General features: G+C 60.7%; 12 protein-coding genes. 7 read left to right on the top strand and 5 right to left on the bottom strand.

Going from position 1 to position 15,855, the window contains the following annotated elements; translation table 11 throughout:
• The first annotated feature begins 51 nt into the window (after positions 1–51).
• The 3 genes from polA to K3166_RS00585 are packed head-to-tail and all read left to right on the top strand — an operon-like array spanning position 52 to position 5,283.
• A complete protein-coding gene (gene polA / locus K3166_RS00595) occupies positions 52–2,886 on the top strand; it encodes a DNA polymerase I (RefSeq protein ID WP_221422787.1) in 2,835 nt (944 codons plus the stop codon).
• Between the two features lie 47 nt (positions 2,887–2,933).
• A complete protein-coding gene (locus K3166_RS00590) occupies positions 2,934–4,193 on the top strand; it encodes a sensor histidine kinase (RefSeq protein ID WP_221422786.1) in 1,260 nt (419 codons plus the stop codon).
• A 10-nt stretch (positions 4,194–4,203) separates the two neighbouring features.
• Entirely contained in the window at positions 4,204–5,283 is a 1,080-nt protein-coding gene (locus K3166_RS00585; RefSeq protein ID WP_221422785.1) for a mechanosensitive ion channel family protein, read from the top strand.
• 33 nt (positions 5,284–5,316) lie between these two features.
• On the opposite strand, the gene K3166_RS00580 is transcribed toward K3166_RS00585, so the two are convergent.
• Positions 5,317–7,626: a CDC48 family AAA ATPase gene (locus K3166_RS00580; protein ID WP_221422784.1), complete on the bottom strand. Its 2,310-nt coding sequence runs from the start codon at positions 7,624–7,626 to the stop codon at positions 5,317–5,319.
• 252 nt (positions 7,627–7,878) lie between these two features.
• Positions 7,879–8,457: a hypothetical protein gene (locus tag K3166_RS00575; RefSeq protein ID WP_221422783.1), complete on the bottom strand. Its 579-nt coding sequence runs from the start codon at positions 8,455–8,457 to the stop codon at positions 7,879–7,881.
• 128 nt (positions 8,458–8,585) lie between these two features.
• Here K3166_RS00575 and K3166_RS00570 point away from each other — a divergent pair, with 128 nt between their 5' ends.
• From K3166_RS00570 to K3166_RS00555, 4 genes are read left to right on the top strand one after another with little or no spacing between them, the layout of a single operon-like run.
• On the top strand, positions 8,586–9,308 hold the full coding sequence (locus K3166_RS00570) for a CoA transferase subunit A (RefSeq protein WP_221422782.1): 723 nt from the start codon (positions 8,586–8,588) through the stop codon (positions 9,306–9,308).
• Positions 9,305–10,216 (top strand): 5'-nucleotidase, lipoprotein e(P4) family, encoded by a 912-nt coding sequence (locus K3166_RS00565; protein WP_221422781.1) that lies wholly within the window; start codon positions 9,305–9,307, stop codon positions 10,214–10,216. The genes K3166_RS00570 and K3166_RS00565 overlap by 4 nt, the downstream gene beginning before the upstream one ends.
• Position 10,217: 1 nt before the next feature.
• Entirely contained in the window at positions 10,218–10,883 is a 666-nt protein-coding gene (locus K3166_RS00560; protein ID WP_221422780.1) for a CoA transferase subunit B, read from the top strand.
• A 7-nt stretch (positions 10,884–10,890) separates the two neighbouring features.
• A complete protein-coding gene (locus K3166_RS00555; protein WP_221422779.1) occupies positions 10,891–12,039 on the top strand; it encodes a CaiB/BaiF CoA transferase family protein in 1,149 nt (382 codons plus the stop codon).
• A 1-nt stretch (position 12,040) separates the two neighbouring features.
• Here the strand turns inward: K3166_RS00555 and metK are convergent, their stop codons facing one another.
• The 3 genes from metK to K3166_RS00540 all read right to left on the bottom strand — a co-directional run bounded on the left by metK (position 12,041) and on the right by K3166_RS00540 (position 15,652).
• On the bottom strand, positions 12,041–13,279 hold the full coding sequence (gene metK, locus K3166_RS00550; RefSeq protein ID WP_221422778.1) for a methionine adenosyltransferase: 1,239 nt from the start codon (positions 13,277–13,279) through the stop codon (positions 12,041–12,043).
• A 32-nt stretch (positions 13,280–13,311) separates the two neighbouring features.
• Positions 13,312–14,907: an apolipoprotein N-acyltransferase gene (gene lnt / locus K3166_RS00545; RefSeq protein WP_221422777.1), complete on the bottom strand. Its 1,596-nt coding sequence runs from the start codon at positions 14,905–14,907 to the stop codon at positions 13,312–13,314.
• Positions 14,908–14,983: 76 nt separating this feature from the next.
• Entirely contained in the window at positions 14,984–15,652 is a 669-nt protein-coding gene (locus K3166_RS00540) for a DUF4167 domain-containing protein (RefSeq protein ID WP_221422776.1), read from the bottom strand.
• Positions 15,653–15,855: the final 203 nt, after the last annotated feature.

The following is a 15,855-nucleotide window of genomic DNA, read 5'->3' as shown; positions in this document are numbered from 1 at the left end:
ACAGCCGTTTCCGCTCCCCAAATGGTCGACTCGCTGCTAGTCACCCTGGCGATGGCCGATAAAAATCACCTCTACCTCGTCGATGGATCAGCATATATTTTCAGGGCCTATCACCGGCTGCCGCCGCTGACTGACCCTGAAGGGACGCCTGTTGGTGCGGTTTATGGCTATACCACCATGCTGTGGAAGCTGGCCGAGGACCTCGACAAGGCAGACGGTCCGACACACCTCGCGGTGGTATTGGACAAGTCGAGCCATTCCTTCCGGAACGAGATTTACGATCAGTACAAGGCCAACCGGCCCGATCCGCCAGAAGACCTCGTGCCGCAGTTCCCGCTTATCCGGCACGCGACCCGGGCGTTCTCCTTGCCCTGTATCGAGGAGCCGGACGTCGAAGCGGATGATATGATCGCATCCTATGCGCGCGAGGCGCAGTCCAAAGGCTGGGATGTGACCATCGTGTCCTCCGACAAGGATTTGATGCAGCTTGTCGGGGAACGCGATGGTGCGCGCATCGACATGCTCGACACAATGAAAAACGCGCGCATCTATATCGAGGAAGTCGAGGAGAAGTTCGGCGTTCCACCCGAGAAGGTCGGCGACGTCCTCGCGTTGATGGGCGATTCAGTCGATAACATTCCAGGCATCTTCGGCGTCGGGCCCAAGACCGCTAGCAAGCTGATCGCAGAACATGGCGATCTTACGGCCGCACTCGATTCTGCAGAGGACATGAAGAAGTCCAAGCTGAAAGAACGTCTGATCGAACACCGTGCCGATGCAGAACTCAGCCGCGTCCTGGTCACCCTCAAGGAGGATTGCGGACTGCCGGTCGACATAGACGACATGAAACTCGACGGCGTGCCCCCTGGACCCCTTGCGCAATTCCTTGAAAAGCATGGGTTCACCAGTCTGCTCCGCCGGCTCGATGCAGGGTCTGGCAGTCCTGACCGGCCCAACAACCTCAATCCCGCCAAGGCGGAAAACGCAGGCGCAGAAGCAAGCCCGCAGGGAAGCCGCCAGCCTCTGCCCGAAATGCCTGCTGTCGACCGTTCGTCCTATGAATGCGTCCAGACGATCGATCGGCTGAAGGCATGGGTATCGCGCGCCGAAGCATCGATGCTGGTCGCCGTGGACACCGAAACCAGCGCGCTCGACAGCATGGCGGCCGACCTCGTCGGCATCAGCCTTGCCTTGGGACCGAACGATGCGTGCTATATCCCGCTCGCACACGGCGGGACCGATATGTTCGCCGAAAAGCCGGACCAGATTGCGCTGGAAGACGCGCTTGCCGCCCTGCGGCCACTCTTGGCGTCGGATGCGGTCACGAAGATATTCCACAACGGAAAATACGATCTCAACGTGCTGGCTCGCTATGATGTGGAGGTCACACCGATCGACGACACCATGGTCATCAGCTTCGATCTCGACGCCGGGCGCGGCCTCGACGGGATTGGCGGCGGGCACGGCATGGACGAATTGGTCGACCGGCACCTAGGCCACACCTGCCTGACCTTCAAGGAAGTGTGCGGAACCGGAAAGAAGGCCATCAGCTTCGGCGAAGTGCCGCTGGACCGGGCGACCGAATACGCGGCGGAAGATGCTGACGTGACGTGGCGATTGTACCAGCATCTCAAGCACCGCCTCCCGCTCGAAGGCGGCACGGCGATCTATGAACGCGTTGACCGGCCGCTGGTCCCTGTCGTCGCCCGCATGGAACAGCGCGGCATCAAGGTGGACCGGGCCAACCTAGCCGGTCTGTCGAAGGAATTTGCGACCGAAACGGGCAGGCTTGAGAAGGAAATTCACGCACTCGCGGGGCGGGAATTCACCGTTGGCAGCCCGAAACAGCTGGGCGATGTCCTGTTCGATACACTTGGCTACAAGGGCGGCAAGAAGGGCAAGAGCGGCCAGTATTCGACCGACCAATCGATCCTGGAGAGGCTTTCCGGTGAGGGCGCCGAGATCGCTGACAAGGTGCTGGAATGGCGCCAGCTGACCAAGCTCAAGTCGACCTATACCGACGCGCTCCAGGAAGCGATCAACGCGAAGACCGGTCGGGTGCATACCAGCTACAGCCTTGTCGGCGCCCAGACTGGCCGCCTGTCTTCGACCGACCCCAACCTCCAGAACATCCCCATCCGTACCGCAATCGGCCGCCAGATCCGCGATGCCTTTGTCGCAGAGGAAGGCAATGTCCTGCTGGCTGCCGACTATTCGCAGATCGAGCTGCGGCTCGCCGCTCATATGGCGGATGTGGGGCCGCTGAAGGAAGCCTTCGCCAATGGTGAGGACATCCACGCCCGCACGGCAACCGAGATGTTTGGCGAAGTGACCCGCGACACACGCGCCCAAGCCAAGACGATCAACTTCGCCATCCTCTACGGTATTTCCCGCTGGGGCCTCGCAGGCCGCCTTGGCGTCGAGGCAGACGAGGCACAGGCAATGATCGATACCTATTTCAAGCGCTTTCCCGGCATCCAGCGGTACATTCAGGAGACGCTGGAGACAGTGCGCGAGCGCGGTTACTCGGAAACGCTCTTTGGCCGCAAAACGTGGTTCCCGCGCATCGGATCGAAGAATCAGGCAGAGCGCCAGGGGAGCGAGCGCGCGGCCATCAACGCACCGATCCAGGGCACCAGCGCTGACATCATCAAACGGGCCATGATCCGCATGGAGGCCGCACTTGCCGATGCAGGCTTACCCAAGGTGCAGATGCTGCTCCAAGTGCACGATGAATTGGTTTTCGAACTGCCAGAAAGCGATATCGACGCCGCTTCCAAAGTGATCGAGAACGTTATGGCAAATGCGGCCCGGCCAGCAGTCATACTCGACGTGCCGCTGGGTATCGAAATCGGAACGGGCAAAAGCTGGGGGTCGGCGCATTGAAAGAACTAGCTAGGATTGTCAGGCGCGGCCAACGCTGGCCGAATGCCGTGCTTTCTCTGATCATTTTCGGCGCGATGTTCGCGCTGATCCTCATCGTCTACCAGACTGTCGAGGCTGAGCGCGAGGAGCGCCAGCAATCGCAGCTCACCGCCCTCATCCTCAATGAACTGGAGCAGGTTGAGACCGCGGCGCTGAATGCAGAAACCGGGCAGCGCGGGTATCTCATCACGCTGGATCGCCGCTACCTCACTTCATGGGAAGAAGGCAGCGAACAGATTGATCCGACGCTGCGCCGCCTGCGCGGTCATCTCGACGGCCAGATGACCCTTAGGCAGGAGGAGCTGCTCGACCAGATCGATGCGCTTGCGCGCGCCAAATTTGGTGAGATGGAACGTTCAGTCCTGCTGGTACAGGATGGACGCCTGCTCGATGCCCGCCAAGCCGTCCTGTCGGACGAAGGGCACGAGGCCATGCAGCGGCTGCGGCGTGCGATTGACGAAATGCGGGTGATCGAACGCAAGATCCTCGCCACGCAGGCTGCAGACACCGCTCGGTTCGAGGCGCGTATCCTGCCTTTGCTTGGCGGACTGATCGTGCTCCTGCTGATCGCGATCCTGTTCGGCGCCAGGCTGGTATCACGTGCCGCACGGGCCGAGGCCGAAGCCGCACAGGCTGCTGCGGTGGGCGAAGCGCGCGACCGGGCCGACTTGCTTGCCCGCGAACTCAACCACAGGGTCAAAAACCTGTTCGCGGTCGTCCTTGCCATCGTGCAGATGAGCGCGCGCGACAAACCCGAAGCCAAGCCACTGACCGACAGTATTTCAGAGCGGATCAGGGCACTGCTTACGGCCCATGAGGTCAGTCAGGGCGCGCTCGATACGCAGCTTGCATCCCTGGAGGTGTTGATCGACACTTCGCTGGCCCCTTACCGTTCATCCACCCAGACTGCCACGATCGAAGGCCCGGAAATCTTCCTTCCGGCCAAGCGCATTACTCCGCTGGGGCTCGTATTCCACGAACTCACCACGAATGCTGTGAAATACGGCGCCTGGGCGAACGGGGGCTCCATTAATGTCAGTTGGAAAAAGAGCGGCGATGAAATCGAACTGACATGGCGCGAAACGGGCGTAAAACTGGACGGTGAGCCCGAACGCAAAGGCTTTGGAAGCCTCCTCATGAACTCCGCTGCACGCCAGTTCGGCGGGACCGTGACACGCGATTTCACCGGTGACGGACTGGTTGTGAAGATCACCATGCCGTTTGACGAGGCCGCCACCTTGCTTGCAACACCCGAAGCTGCGGCCTAACTGGCGTTCGATGATTCAACGATACAATCCGCAAAACTGGGAAGTCTCGACCGAGGCTATGGTGGAAACCGCCGTTGCTCTGGGCGGCGCAATCCTGTTGGCACTAGTCGTCCACTTCATTGCCTTCGCCTTGATCCGGCGGTTTACCAAATCATCGGCCAGCCAGATCGACGATGTCGTCGTGCAAAAAGTCCGCAAACCGATGCGCTGGGCCATGGTCGGCTTTGCAATTTCCATTGCAGCGGAAAATGACGCACTGGTTGGCGATGGTTGGGACACCTTTGTAAAGTTCCTCACGCCAGCCCTGATCGGCTGGGTGGCCTTTGCCGTAGTGAAGGGCTTCGCCGCGGGTTACGAGCGTCAGGTCGAAATACAGGGCGACGAGGTCGCGACACGTTCGCACCGGACGCGCATCGCGATCCTGTCGCGCACCATCCGCGTGGCCATCGTGATCATCGCAGTTTCGCTTATTATGCTCAATATTCCGGGCGTAGCGGACGTCGGCACCACCATGCTGGCTTCTGCCGGCCTTGCCGCTCTTGCGATCGGTGCTGCGGCGCAGCCCGCGCTTAAATCGCTGATTGCCGGATTGCAGATGGCCATCACGCAGCCGCTCCGGATTGGCGATCTGGTGAAGGTAGAGGGGCAAGCCGGGCGCGTAGAAGAAATCCGCATGAGCTTTGTCACGGTCCGCACCTGGGACGAACGCGTCCTTGTCGTGCCGACCTCCGTTTTCCTCGACAATCTGTTCGAGAACTGGTCGCGTGTCAGCGAAGCGCTCACCGGTCCGGTCATGCTGCACCTCGATCCGGCGTCGGATATCGAACCGATCCGCAAGGAGTTCGAGCGTTTCGTCAGGGCTCATCCATTGTGGGACCAGCGCAATCTGGCCCTCCTGATGACCGAGGCCTACCCCGAGAGTGTCGAGCTTCGTCTCTCGATGAGCGCGGAGACCATCGGCGATCTGTTCAACCTGCGCTGTGCTGTACGCGAACATATGGTCCAGTGGCTGCGGAAAGAGCAGCCCGAAGCGCTCATCCGTCACCGCCTCGAGGTCGAAGCGGCTAACGCCCGCGTCACCGGCGGCTGACCGGCGGCTGACACTGGGCCAGCCGCCGAAGCATCAGTGCTTCTGGTCGCGGGTACTTTCGACCATGCCTTCGTGAATGAAGCCAATCGGCTGCACTTCGGCAGCGCGTTTCTTCAGTTCACCGCGCATTTTCTTGTATTCCTCTTCCATGCGGCTGGTCACTGTCGCGCGGCTGTCATTGAGCGCTTCGGTAAAGTCGGCAGAGGTCACTTGCTGCACATCCCCGCCCGCGCGCTGAAGGGCGTTGAGCCCTGCCCGCCGCACAACGTCTTCGAGGTCGGCGCCGGTGAAGCGGTCTGTCTTTTCCGCCACGTCTGCCAGCACCACATCATCGGCGAGCGGCATATTCGCCGTATGAATGCCGAGTATCTGTTCGCGGCCAGGTTTGTCGGGCGTCCCAACATAAACAAGCTCGTCGAACCGGCCAGGACGCAGCAGCGCAGGATCGACCAGCGTTGGACGGTTAGTCGCGCCAATCACGACCACCGACTGCAATTCTTCCAACCCATCCATTTCGGCGAGGATGGTGTTGACGACGCGGCCGGTAACCTGCGGTTCGCCCTGTCCGCTACCGCGAGCGGGGACGAGGCTGTCGATCTCGTCGATGAAGATCACGCATGGTGCGACCGAGCGGGCGCGTTTGAACATACGCGCAATCTGCTGTTCGCTTTCGCCATACCATTTGGACAAGAGGTCCGAGCTCTTCATCGAGATGAAGTTCGCTTTCGCTTCCTTGGCGACCGCCTTGGCGAGCAGCGTCTTGCCGGTTCCTGGCGGGCCATAAAGCAGGAAGCCCTTGGCCGGCCTGATACCCAGACGGCGGAACGCTTCCGGATTTTTCATCGGCAGCTCGATGCCCTCTTTCAGCTTTTCGATGGCATCGCCGACGCCGCCGATGTCCGACCAGCCTACATTGGGCATCTGCACCATCACTTCGCGCATGGCAGAAGGCTGGATGCGTTTGAGAGCCTCGACAAAATCTTCGCGAGTGACGCAAAGTTCGTCGAGAACCTCAGGCGGAATTGTCCGCTCGTCGAGATCGATCTTGGGCATGATCCGGCGGACCGCATCAATGGCCGCCTCGCGTGCCAAGGCCCCGATATCAGCGCCAACGAAGCCGTAAGTGGCCTTGGCCAGTTCCTGCAGGTCGACCCGGTCGCCCAGCGGCATCCCGCGGGTGTGAATGCCGAGGATTTCGCGGCGGCCCTGCTCGTCAGGCACACCGATCACGATTTCGCGGTCGAACCGGCCCGGGCGGCGCAGAGCTTCGTCGATCGCGTCGGGGCGATTGGTCGCCGCAATCACGACAAGGTTTGAACGTGCTTCCAGGCCGTCCATCAAGGTGAGCAATTGAGCGACCAGGCGCTTTTCGGCTTCACCCGGTACGCGGTCACGCTTCGGCGCGATGGAATCGATCTCGTCGATAAAGATAATCGCAGGCGATGCCTTGGCGGCTTCCTCGAACACTTGGCGCAGTGCTTTTTCGCTATCGCCGTAGCCCGATCCCATGATCTCGGGTCCGTTGATCGTGAAGAAATTTGCATCACTTTCATTGGCGACCGCTTGCGCCAGCCGGGTCTTGCCGGTTCCGGGGGGTCCATGCAGCAGCACGCCCTTGGGCGGATCGACGCCGAGCCGTGTGAACAGTTCAGGATAGCGCAGCGGCAGCTCGACCATTTCGCGGAGCTGCTGGATGGTTTCTCCCATGCCGCCGACATCGTCATAGTTCACGACGGCGCGGCCATCGCGCGGTTCTTCGAACTCGGCGCGCAGCTCGACCTCGGTATTTTCGTCAATGTGGACGATGCCCTTGGGGCTGGTGGAAACCACGCTCAGGCGGATCTGGGTCAGGGCATATGCTGGCGCGTTGAACATGCGGCGCACTTCCTGCGGCATGTTCTGGACCGGTTGCTGGCCGGTAGTAGCCACGAGATCGCCCGCCATGATCGGCTTCTGGAAGAAATTGCGCTTCAATGCCTGCGCCGGTCCCTGGAGCCGCATTTCGCGATTGGCCGGTGCGAAGACGACCCGGGTAGCCGGGCGCGATTCTGCGGCAACCACCTTTACATGCTCGCCCGAGCCGACTTCCGCGTTGCCGCGCTGGAGACCGTCGAGCCTGATCACATCAAGCGACTGGTCTTCGTCATAAGCGGGCATGGCAATGGCTACGGTGTCGCGCTTGCCAGTGATCTGGACGGTATCGCCTTCTGTGATGCCGAGCGACTGGAACGCGGAGCGCGGCATACGGGCAATGCCCTGCCCGCTTTCTTCCTGGCGGGCTGCAGCTACCTGCAACCTGACCGATTTTTCTTCTACCGCAGTCGCTGCATCCGCATCGGCCATCTGGGCACACTCCCTTGCGTCAATTCATTGCTGTCCCGCACGAGATGGGGACTGGTCACAATGTTGCAATGAGCGAGACTGCCATGGGGTCCAAGCGATCGCCGAAGCGAGGCAAGAAAAAAGCCCGGCAGGAAAACCGGCCGGGCTTGGAAAGTCTTGGGAGAGGATGCCTAAAAGGCAGGGAGACATATGCTGGCAGACGCGTTTTTGTGCAAGTGCGAAAGGATCAAGATTTGTTGCATAAAACGCAAGCTAAGTATCCGCTTCGCATTGCATCATGGGGACTGCTGATACCAATTCGGAGAAGACAAACTCTTGTTTGTCACCCTCATCCGCCGCCGCCAGCGCATCCGAAGTCGCAACGTCCTTGACTGGCAGCAATGGCGTGTAAACCAGTCCGCGGATTCCGCGCTCGTTCGCAAGGAAACCGTAGTGTGGGAAACGGTCGTCGACGAGCAGATACGTGCGCATGTTGAACAGGTGCATGTTTTTCATGTAGCTAGCGGCAACCGATATGTGACCTGATCCCCCGTCGGAGATGAACTTTTCGAAAGCATCGCATGAGCGCGGAAAGCTAATCGCCAGCAGATTTGAGCGCAGGCAATATTCCGTCTTATCCGAGCAATCCTGCATGGGGATCGCCGATCCCCGTATCCGGTTCATGAATCGTCCGCGTTTAGTATCGATGACGAACCCGGGCATGAATGCGTACACATCACCTCGGTTTTCTTGTGGTGGCCTCGCCTCATGTGCCGATAGGGTGCTGGTACAGGCCAAGGCCATCGCCGCGCTGGCACATCGATTCAAAAATGAACCCGCTATTCGTTTCATTTCCCTAATATCGCTTCGTAAAGGCCGCTTCGTCAATGACCCAGCTACTGCGGCCAGAAAGGCTCGCAGTTAGAAGGGGTGACAGGCTCGCAGTCGGGCGCTAGCAGCCTCTGGGTAACGGAGGATTGATGAACAAGCTTTATCCCGATGCCGCCGCGGCCCTCGACGGGCTTCTGACAGACGACATGCTGATTGCCAGCGGGGGGTTCGGCCTGTGCGGCATACCCGAGCGACTGCTGGAGGCTATCCGCGAGAGCGGCGTGAAGAACCTAACCTTCGCCAGCAACAATGCCGGGATCGACAATGAAGGCATCGGCATGTTGCTGCGCACGCAGCAGGTGAAGAAAATGATCTCTTCCTATGTCGGCGAGAACAAGGAATTCGAACGGCAATTCCTTTCTGGAGAGCTTGAGGTGGAATTCTGCCCCCAAGGTACGCTTGCTGAACGCATGCGAGCAGGCGGAGCGGGTATTCCCGGCTTCTACACCAAGACCGGTGTCGGCACGCAGGTTGCCGAGGGCAAGGAAGTGAAATCTTTCGCCAATCGCGACGGACAAATGGAAGACTATATCCTCGAACACGGCATCTTTGCCGATCTCGCCATCGTCAAGGCATGGAAGGCAGACGAAACCGGTAACCTCGTCTTCCGCAAGACCGCCCGCAATTTCAACCAGCCGGCCGCGACCTGCGGCAAGGTTTGCGTGGTCGAGGTCGAAGAGATCGTACCGACCGGCAGCCTCGATCCGGACTGCATCCACCTGTCCGGCGTGTATGTGCAACGCATGATTGTCGGAGCGCCCTACGACAAGAAGATCGAGTTCGTGACAACTCGCGAACGGGAAACGGCATGATCCGGTCGCTCGTCATATCGGCAGCAGCGGTTGCCCTTGCAGGCTGTACCACGGCGACCACGAACTATTATCAAGCGTCGGCCAAACCGGATGCGGCACAGTCCATCAGCAGCGATGCGCCGGATTCCATGCGCTGGCTTTATGGTTCGGGTGAAGCCTCGGCCGTATCGATCCAGAGCTGGCGGATGCTGGCCGACTATGCAGTGGCGCGCGCCCGTGAACGCCGCATCCCGCAAGCCGTACCGATGGGTATTGCCGGCAGCGTGTCCCAGCCCGCATGTACTGTAGGCGAAACGATCAAGCCGCTCGCTGTGGTATTCGACGTCGACGAGACCGTGATCCTGAATGCAGGCTACGAATACTGGCTCGCAATGGGTAACGAATACTCGTCCGCGACCTGGCAGGAATGGGAAAATGATGGCGCACCGCTCGCCAGACCCGTGCCGGGTGCCGTCACGGGGATACGACGCTTGCGCGAAGCTGGCATCACGCCGGTATTCAATACCAATCGGCAGTTCAGTCCCGAAGGTGCAGCGCGTGCTATCGCCGTCGCTGGTCTGGGCGATGCCACGCATCTCGAAACCCTGTATCTGCGCGGAGACGATGGCGGCAACGGCGACAAGGATGGCCGCCGCGCGATGATTTCAGAGAAATTCTGCGTGATTGCGCTTGCAGGCGACAATCTGGGCGACTTTGCTGACATCTTTAACGATGATGACCTGGGCGTGCAGGACCGCCGCCAGATGGCTTCGCGCGGAGAGTACGCGCAGCTCTGGGGCAATGGCTGGTTCGCCCTGCCCAACCCCGTTTACGGAGATTCCATCAAGGGCTCGATCGGCGAGGTCTTCACAGAAGACCAGCGCTGGAATGCCCAGACCGCGCCCGCAATCACGAACGAAGGCAATTGAGATGAGCGAGACCGCAGAGAAAACTGGCTGGGACCGTGATCAGATGGCTGCCCGCGCCGCCAAGGAGCTGGAAGACGGCTATTACGTCAATCTGGGCATCGGCATACCGACACTGGTCGCAAACCACATCCCTGAAGGCATGCACGTAACGCTCCAGAGCGAAAACGGCATGCTCGGCATCGGCCCCTTCCCCTATGCCGGCGAGGAAGATGCCGACCTGATCAATGCCGGCAAGCAAACGATCAGCGAACTGCCGCACAGCGCCTATTTCGACAGTGCCGCCAGTTTCGCCATGATCCGCGGCGGGCATATTGATTTGACCGTGTTGGGCGCGATGGAAGTCGCCGAAAACGGCGACATCGCCAACTGGATGATCCCGGGCAAGATGATCAAGGGAATGGGCGGCGCGATGGACCTCGTCGCCGGCGTGAAAAAGATCATCGTGGTGATGGACCATAATGCCAAGGACGGCAGCCCGAAGTTCATTCCGGAATGCACGCTGCCGCTGACCGGACAGAACGTGGTCGACATGATCATCACCAATCTCGCCGTGTTCCACCGGCCCGACCATGACAGTCCCTTCAGGCTGATCGAACTGGCTCCCGGAGTGTCGGCGGAGGAAGTAGCCGCGAAGACTACGGCGAAGTACGAAGTCGCCTTGGGCTGACGCTCGGATGGCCGCCTGGCTCGACAAACCTCGCAATGAAGGCACCCCTCTTGCGGGCCTGAAGGTGCTGGAACTGGCGCGCGTGCTGGCGGGCCCATGGGCGGGTCAGATCCTCGCCGATCTGGGCGCGGATGTGATCAAGGTCGAAAGCCCGGAAGGCGACAACACCCGCATCTGGGGGCCGCCTTGGATCGAGCACGAGGGCGAGCGAACGGCCGCCTATTACCACGCCTGCAATCGCGGCAAACGCGGCGTCGTGGCGGATTTTCGCGATCCTGAACAGCTTGGACAGATATCCGATCTAGCCGCCAGTGCCGATGTGGTGCTCGAAAACTTCAAGCCCGGTGCACTGGCCAAGTTCAAGCTCGACTATGCGAGCCTTGGGAAAGCCAACCCTGCTCTGGTCTATTGTTCGATCACAGGATTCGGACAGGACGGACCGCGGCGCGACGAGCCGGGCTATGATTTCGTTATCCAGGCGATGAGCGGCTTCATGTCGCTGACGGGCGAGCCGGATGGCGAGCCGATGAAGCATGGCACTTCCGTTAGCGATCTCGCCTGTGGGCTGTGGTCAGCCAATGCCGTGCAAGCCGCCCTGTTGATGCGGCACCGGACCGGCAAGGGCCAGTGGATCGACATGAGCCTGCTCGATTGTTCGGTCGGGTTGCTGGCCAACCAAGCGATGACCTATTTCGCAACGGGGCAGAACCCTCCGCGCATGGGCAACGCGCACGCACAGGTCAGCGCTTATGGGGTTTTCCCGACACGAGACGGACCCGTCGTCCTTGCTCCTGCGAACGATGCTTTGTTCCGCAAACTTTTGCGGGTCCTGGGCCGGGAGGATCTTGTCGAGGACGACCGTTTCAAGACCAACGAGAGCCGGATCGCGCACCGCGCTACAATCGATGCGCTCATCGCAGGCGAAACGATAAAACTGCCGCGCGATGAACTGCTGGCCAAGTGCGCCGGGGCAGGCGTCCCGGCAGGGCCCATCAATAATCTGGACGAGGTCTTTTCGGACCCGCAGGTACAAGCACGCGGCATGAAAATCATGCCTGACGGCGTGCCGGGCCTGCGCAGCCCGTTCAGCTTTTCAGATGCAGAACTGACCCTCGACAAACCCTCCCCGCGCAAAGGCGCCGACCAAGGCCGCTAAGTCAGCCGAGCGCGGTTTTCAGTTCGTCAGTCAGGTCGGTGCGCTCCCAGGGAAACGCATCACCGTCGGCCTGACGCCCGAAATGGCCATAGGCCGCGCTCTGCCGGTAGATCGGCTTGTTGAGACCGAGATGCGTGCGGATGCCGCGCGGCGTAAGCCCGCTGAGGCTGTCGATTGACGCGATGGCATTTTCCAGCGCCTCGTCGGAAACGCCTTCGATGCTCGTGCCGTGGGTATCAACATAGAGCGACAGCGGCTTCGATACGCCAATCGCGTAGGCCAGCTGGATCGTGCACCGCGTAGCAAGCTTCGCAGCGACAATGTTCTTCGCCAAATAGCGGGCGATATAGGCAGCAGAACGATCGACCTTGGTCGGGTCCTTGCCGCTGAATGCTCCGCCGCCGTGCGGAGCCGCGCCGCCATAGGTGTCGACAATGATCTTGCGGCCGGTAAGGCCAGCGTCCCCGTCAGGGCCACCGATCTCGAATGCTCCGGTGGGATTGATGTGCCACTCGGTTTCGTCGGTCAGCCAGCCGCTCGGCAGGATGTCGCTCACCACGCCTTTTACGTAGGACTTGAGCTCGGCTTCCTTTTCGCCTTCGTGATATCCCTTCGCGTGCTGGGTCGAGACGACGATCGCAGTGCATTCGACCGGCTTTCCGTTCTCGTAGCGGAGCGTGACCTGGCTCTTCGCATCAGGTTCGAGGAACGGCGCTGCGCCGCTTTTGCGGTCGGCCGCGAGACGTTCGAGGATCTTGTGACTGTAATCGAGTGTCGCGGGCATCAAATCAGGCGTTTCATCGCAGGCGAAACCGAACATAATTCCCTGGTCGCCGGCACCTTCATCCTTGTTGCCACTGGCATCGACGCCCTGGGCGATTTCGGAAGACTGGCCGTGCAAGTGGTTTTCGAACGTGAGGGTCTTCCAGTGGAACCCTTCCTGCTCATACCCGATTTCGCGCACGGTGCGGCGGACCGCTTTTTCGATTTCTTCCTTCGCGCCCGGCGCCCAGCCGCCGTTCTCCGCCCATTCGGGATTCTTGGCATCGTACATCGGCGCGCAGCGAATTTCGCCCGACAGGATCACGCGCTGCGTCGTGGTCATCGTTTCGCAAGCCACGCGCGCTTCTGGATCCTTGGCCAGCATCAGGTCAACGATCGCGTCACTGATCTGATCGGAAACCTTGTCCGGGTGTCCTTCGGAAACGCTTTCGGAAGTGAAGAGATAATTAGCGCGCATTGAGACCCCGATTAGTGGATATAAAGAAACCTTTATGTGTCTTGAGACACGTAACGGTCCTGCACTCGCATGGCAACAAGTGATGCAACGATTAAGGCGATACCCCAAAGGAGTGTCAGCCAGTGCCCTGACCGCGCGAACCATGTTGGCGCGGCAGGCGGCGGCACAAGTGTGTCAATCCGGTCCGCCTGGTATTTCCCAATGTGGTTGCGCACCACCCCCCGCGCATCGATTACCGCGCTGATACCGGTTGTGGTGGAACGCAGCACCGGAAGTCCTTCTTCGATGGCACGCATCCGGGCTTGGCCCAAATGCTGGGGCGGCCCCCAAAGGCCAAACCAGCCGTCATTGGACGGGTTAAAGATGTAGTCAGGACGGTTGTCGGGATCGGTGACTTCGCCGGAGAACACTATCTCGTAGCAGATCTGCATCCCGGCCTTGCCGTATTCCTTGAAATCGAACGTCTGGGGTCCGGGCCCTGGCAGGAAGTCGATGCTTCCGGCCACCAGGCGGGACAAGCCAAGCGGCTCCAGAAGCTCCCGCATTGGCAAGTATTCGCCGTACGGCACCAGATGCGCCTTGGCATAACGGGGCCCCAGGGTGCCGTTCGCTTCGATCGCGGTTACAGTATTGTATGCCCCGACGGCGCGGCGATATCCATCAACCTCGCCCATTTCCAGATCGGTCGCACCGGTAAGCAGCAAGCCTCCATCCGAGATGGCTTGCCCTATTCTGAAGCGCGCGAAGGCGGGTTCGCCGGCGGCAGTCGTCTGATCGTAATACCGCTGCGGATAACCATCGCGCAGGTAATCGGGGACTCCGCTTTCAGGCCACAGCACCAATCTGCGTTCGACGTCGCGCTGCTTCTTGCTGAGCCGGGCAATCTGCTGGAACTGCTCTTCGTACTTGCTCGGATCGTGGATGTCTTCCTGCTTCAGATTGGGCTGGACCAGCGTTAGAGGCAGCGAGCCTTCACGAGGCTGAGATGCAGGCCAAAGCATGCCGCCAATCATCAGCGCCCCGGTCACGCCGACTGCAGTTCGGCGTCCGGTCGACACCATCCACGCAAGCAATCCGCATACCGCCACCGCGAGGCCGGACAGGGCGTAAGTGCCGAAATAGGGCAGGATTCCTGCCCAGCCCGGCCTGCTCCAGTCGCCCAGCAGCGACAGCGAAAAGGGGCCCCACGCATAGCCTGTGAAAACCCAGCTTCGCAGCCATTCAGCCGCAATCCATAGGGCACCAAAGGCGAGCGAAGCTGCAACCGGCCCGCTCTTGCGAGCAACCAGCCACGCGCCAAGCGAGGCCAGACCCGGCCAAACTGCTAGGTACAAGGAAAGCAAGGGGACCGCAGCCCACCCCAGGATGCTCGGCATTTGGGCCTGGAAGGTAAAGGCGGTGGCGATCCAGTTGTTGGTCAGCGTGAAATGCGCGACCCCGAACAGCCATCCTGCCAGGAACGCGCTTTTGGCGCTGGGCCGCTGCCACAGCAGCCATGTATAGGCCGCCATGCCGGCGATCGCGAGCGGCCAGAGGTGCAACGGCGGGTAGCCGAGCGCAGCGACAAGGCCGAGCGCAAGCGCGCTCCAGTAGGGGAATTTTGCGAGATAACCGGCGAGACGATCCATCGCCTCGCCTGTTAAAGTCAGCGACGTGGTTGGCAAGTGAAAGCGTCAGCCGCAAGCGCGGCTGGCGCGATCAACATCAGCCTACCGCGGTTTCGGCTTCGCTCTCGTCAGCCTTGCGGCGGCGACGACGCGGTGCCGGCTTGGCTGCGCCGTCGTCATCGTTCGAACCGATCGCCGGAGGCAGGGCCGCAGCATCGATCTCGCCGTCGCCGCCTTGCTCGCCTTCGTCACGCTTCTGCGCCTTGCGCGGAGCGCGGCGCTTCTTCGGCTTCTCATCTTCTTCATCCTTGCGGGTGAAGGGGTTTTTCGAAGGCTCGAAGTCCGTGTCGTCCCCGTCCGAGCCATCACGGCTCTTGCGAGCGCGCGGCTTGGTCCGGGGCTGGTCCTGTTCGTCGTCCCGGCGAACACGCGGGCGGCGGTTGCCGCGGCGATCATCGCCGTCGTCATCACCATCATCGTCGCTTTGCTGGCGATCGTCAGGGCGCTTGGCCTTGGCCTCTTCCTGACGCGCCTTGTTGTCGGCGATCACGCGGAAGTAATGGTCGGCAAATTGCAGATAGTATTCAGCCTGAACGCGGTCGCCATTGTGTTGGGCGTCCTGAGCCAGCTTCTTGTACTTGTCGAGCATCTGGGGCGCATTGCCCCGGGCACGGCTATCGATCCGGTTGGCCGAATTGCCTCCGCCCTGACTGCGGTTAGTATTATGACGTCCGCGACGACGGTTGTTATTACGATTGTTGTTCAAGGATATTCGTCCTTAGTTATGGCGCGGCGCGAACCTTCTGGTCCGCAATTGCCGCCAATCCCCTTGCGCAAGGCGCACCCTCCGGCGCAATGCGTACCCCTGTTTGTGCATGGTATGCGGGGCCGGAACCTCGCACCAGAACTGCAATGTCGGAGCTAGAACCGATGGGGCGAAATTACGCGCACACCACTGGCCTATGGCCA

Origin of the sequence: Qipengyuania psychrotolerans (assembly GCF_019711355.1) — a bacterium.
Lineage (GTDB): Bacteria > Pseudomonadota > Alphaproteobacteria > Sphingomonadales > Sphingomonadaceae > Qipengyuania > Qipengyuania psychrotolerans.
Note: the sequence above shows the minus strand (reverse complement) of the source record. Positions and strands in the feature narration are given on the sequence as shown.

What these genes read in the sequence shown, in the direction of transcription:
- polA (WP_221422787.1), top strand. Translation starts at nt 52, where the DNA reads ATGGCCGATAAAAATCACCTCTACCTCGTCGATGGATCAGCATATATT.
- K3166_RS00585 (WP_221422785.1), top strand. Translation starts at nt 4,204, where the DNA reads ATGATTCAACGATACAATCCGCAAAACTGGGAAGTCTCGACCGAGGCT.
- K3166_RS00580 (WP_221422784.1), bottom strand. Translation starts at nt 7,626, where the DNA reads ATGGCCGATGCGGATGCAGCGACTGCGGTAGAAGAAAAATCGGTCAGG.
- K3166_RS00575 (WP_221422783.1), bottom strand. Translation starts at nt 8,457, where the DNA reads ATGAAACGAATAGCGGGTTCATTTTTGAATCGATGTGCCAGCGCGGCG.
- K3166_RS00570 (WP_221422782.1), top strand. Translation starts at nt 8,586, where the DNA reads ATGAACAAGCTTTATCCCGATGCCGCCGCGGCCCTCGACGGGCTTCTG.
- K3166_RS00565 (WP_221422781.1), top strand. Translation starts at nt 9,305, where the DNA reads ATGATCCGGTCGCTCGTCATATCGGCAGCAGCGGTTGCCCTTGCAGGC.
- K3166_RS00560 (WP_221422780.1), top strand. Translation starts at nt 10,218, where the DNA reads ATGAGCGAGACCGCAGAGAAAACTGGCTGGGACCGTGATCAGATGGCT.
- K3166_RS00555 (WP_221422779.1), top strand. Translation starts at nt 10,891, where the DNA reads ATGGCCGCCTGGCTCGACAAACCTCGCAATGAAGGCACCCCTCTTGCG.
- metK (WP_221422778.1), bottom strand. Translation starts at nt 13,279, where the DNA reads ATGCGCGCTAATTATCTCTTCACTTCCGAAAGCGTTTCCGAAGGACAC.
- lnt (WP_221422777.1), bottom strand. Translation starts at nt 14,907, where the DNA reads ATGGATCGTCTCGCCGGTTATCTCGCAAAATTCCCCTACTGGAGCGCG.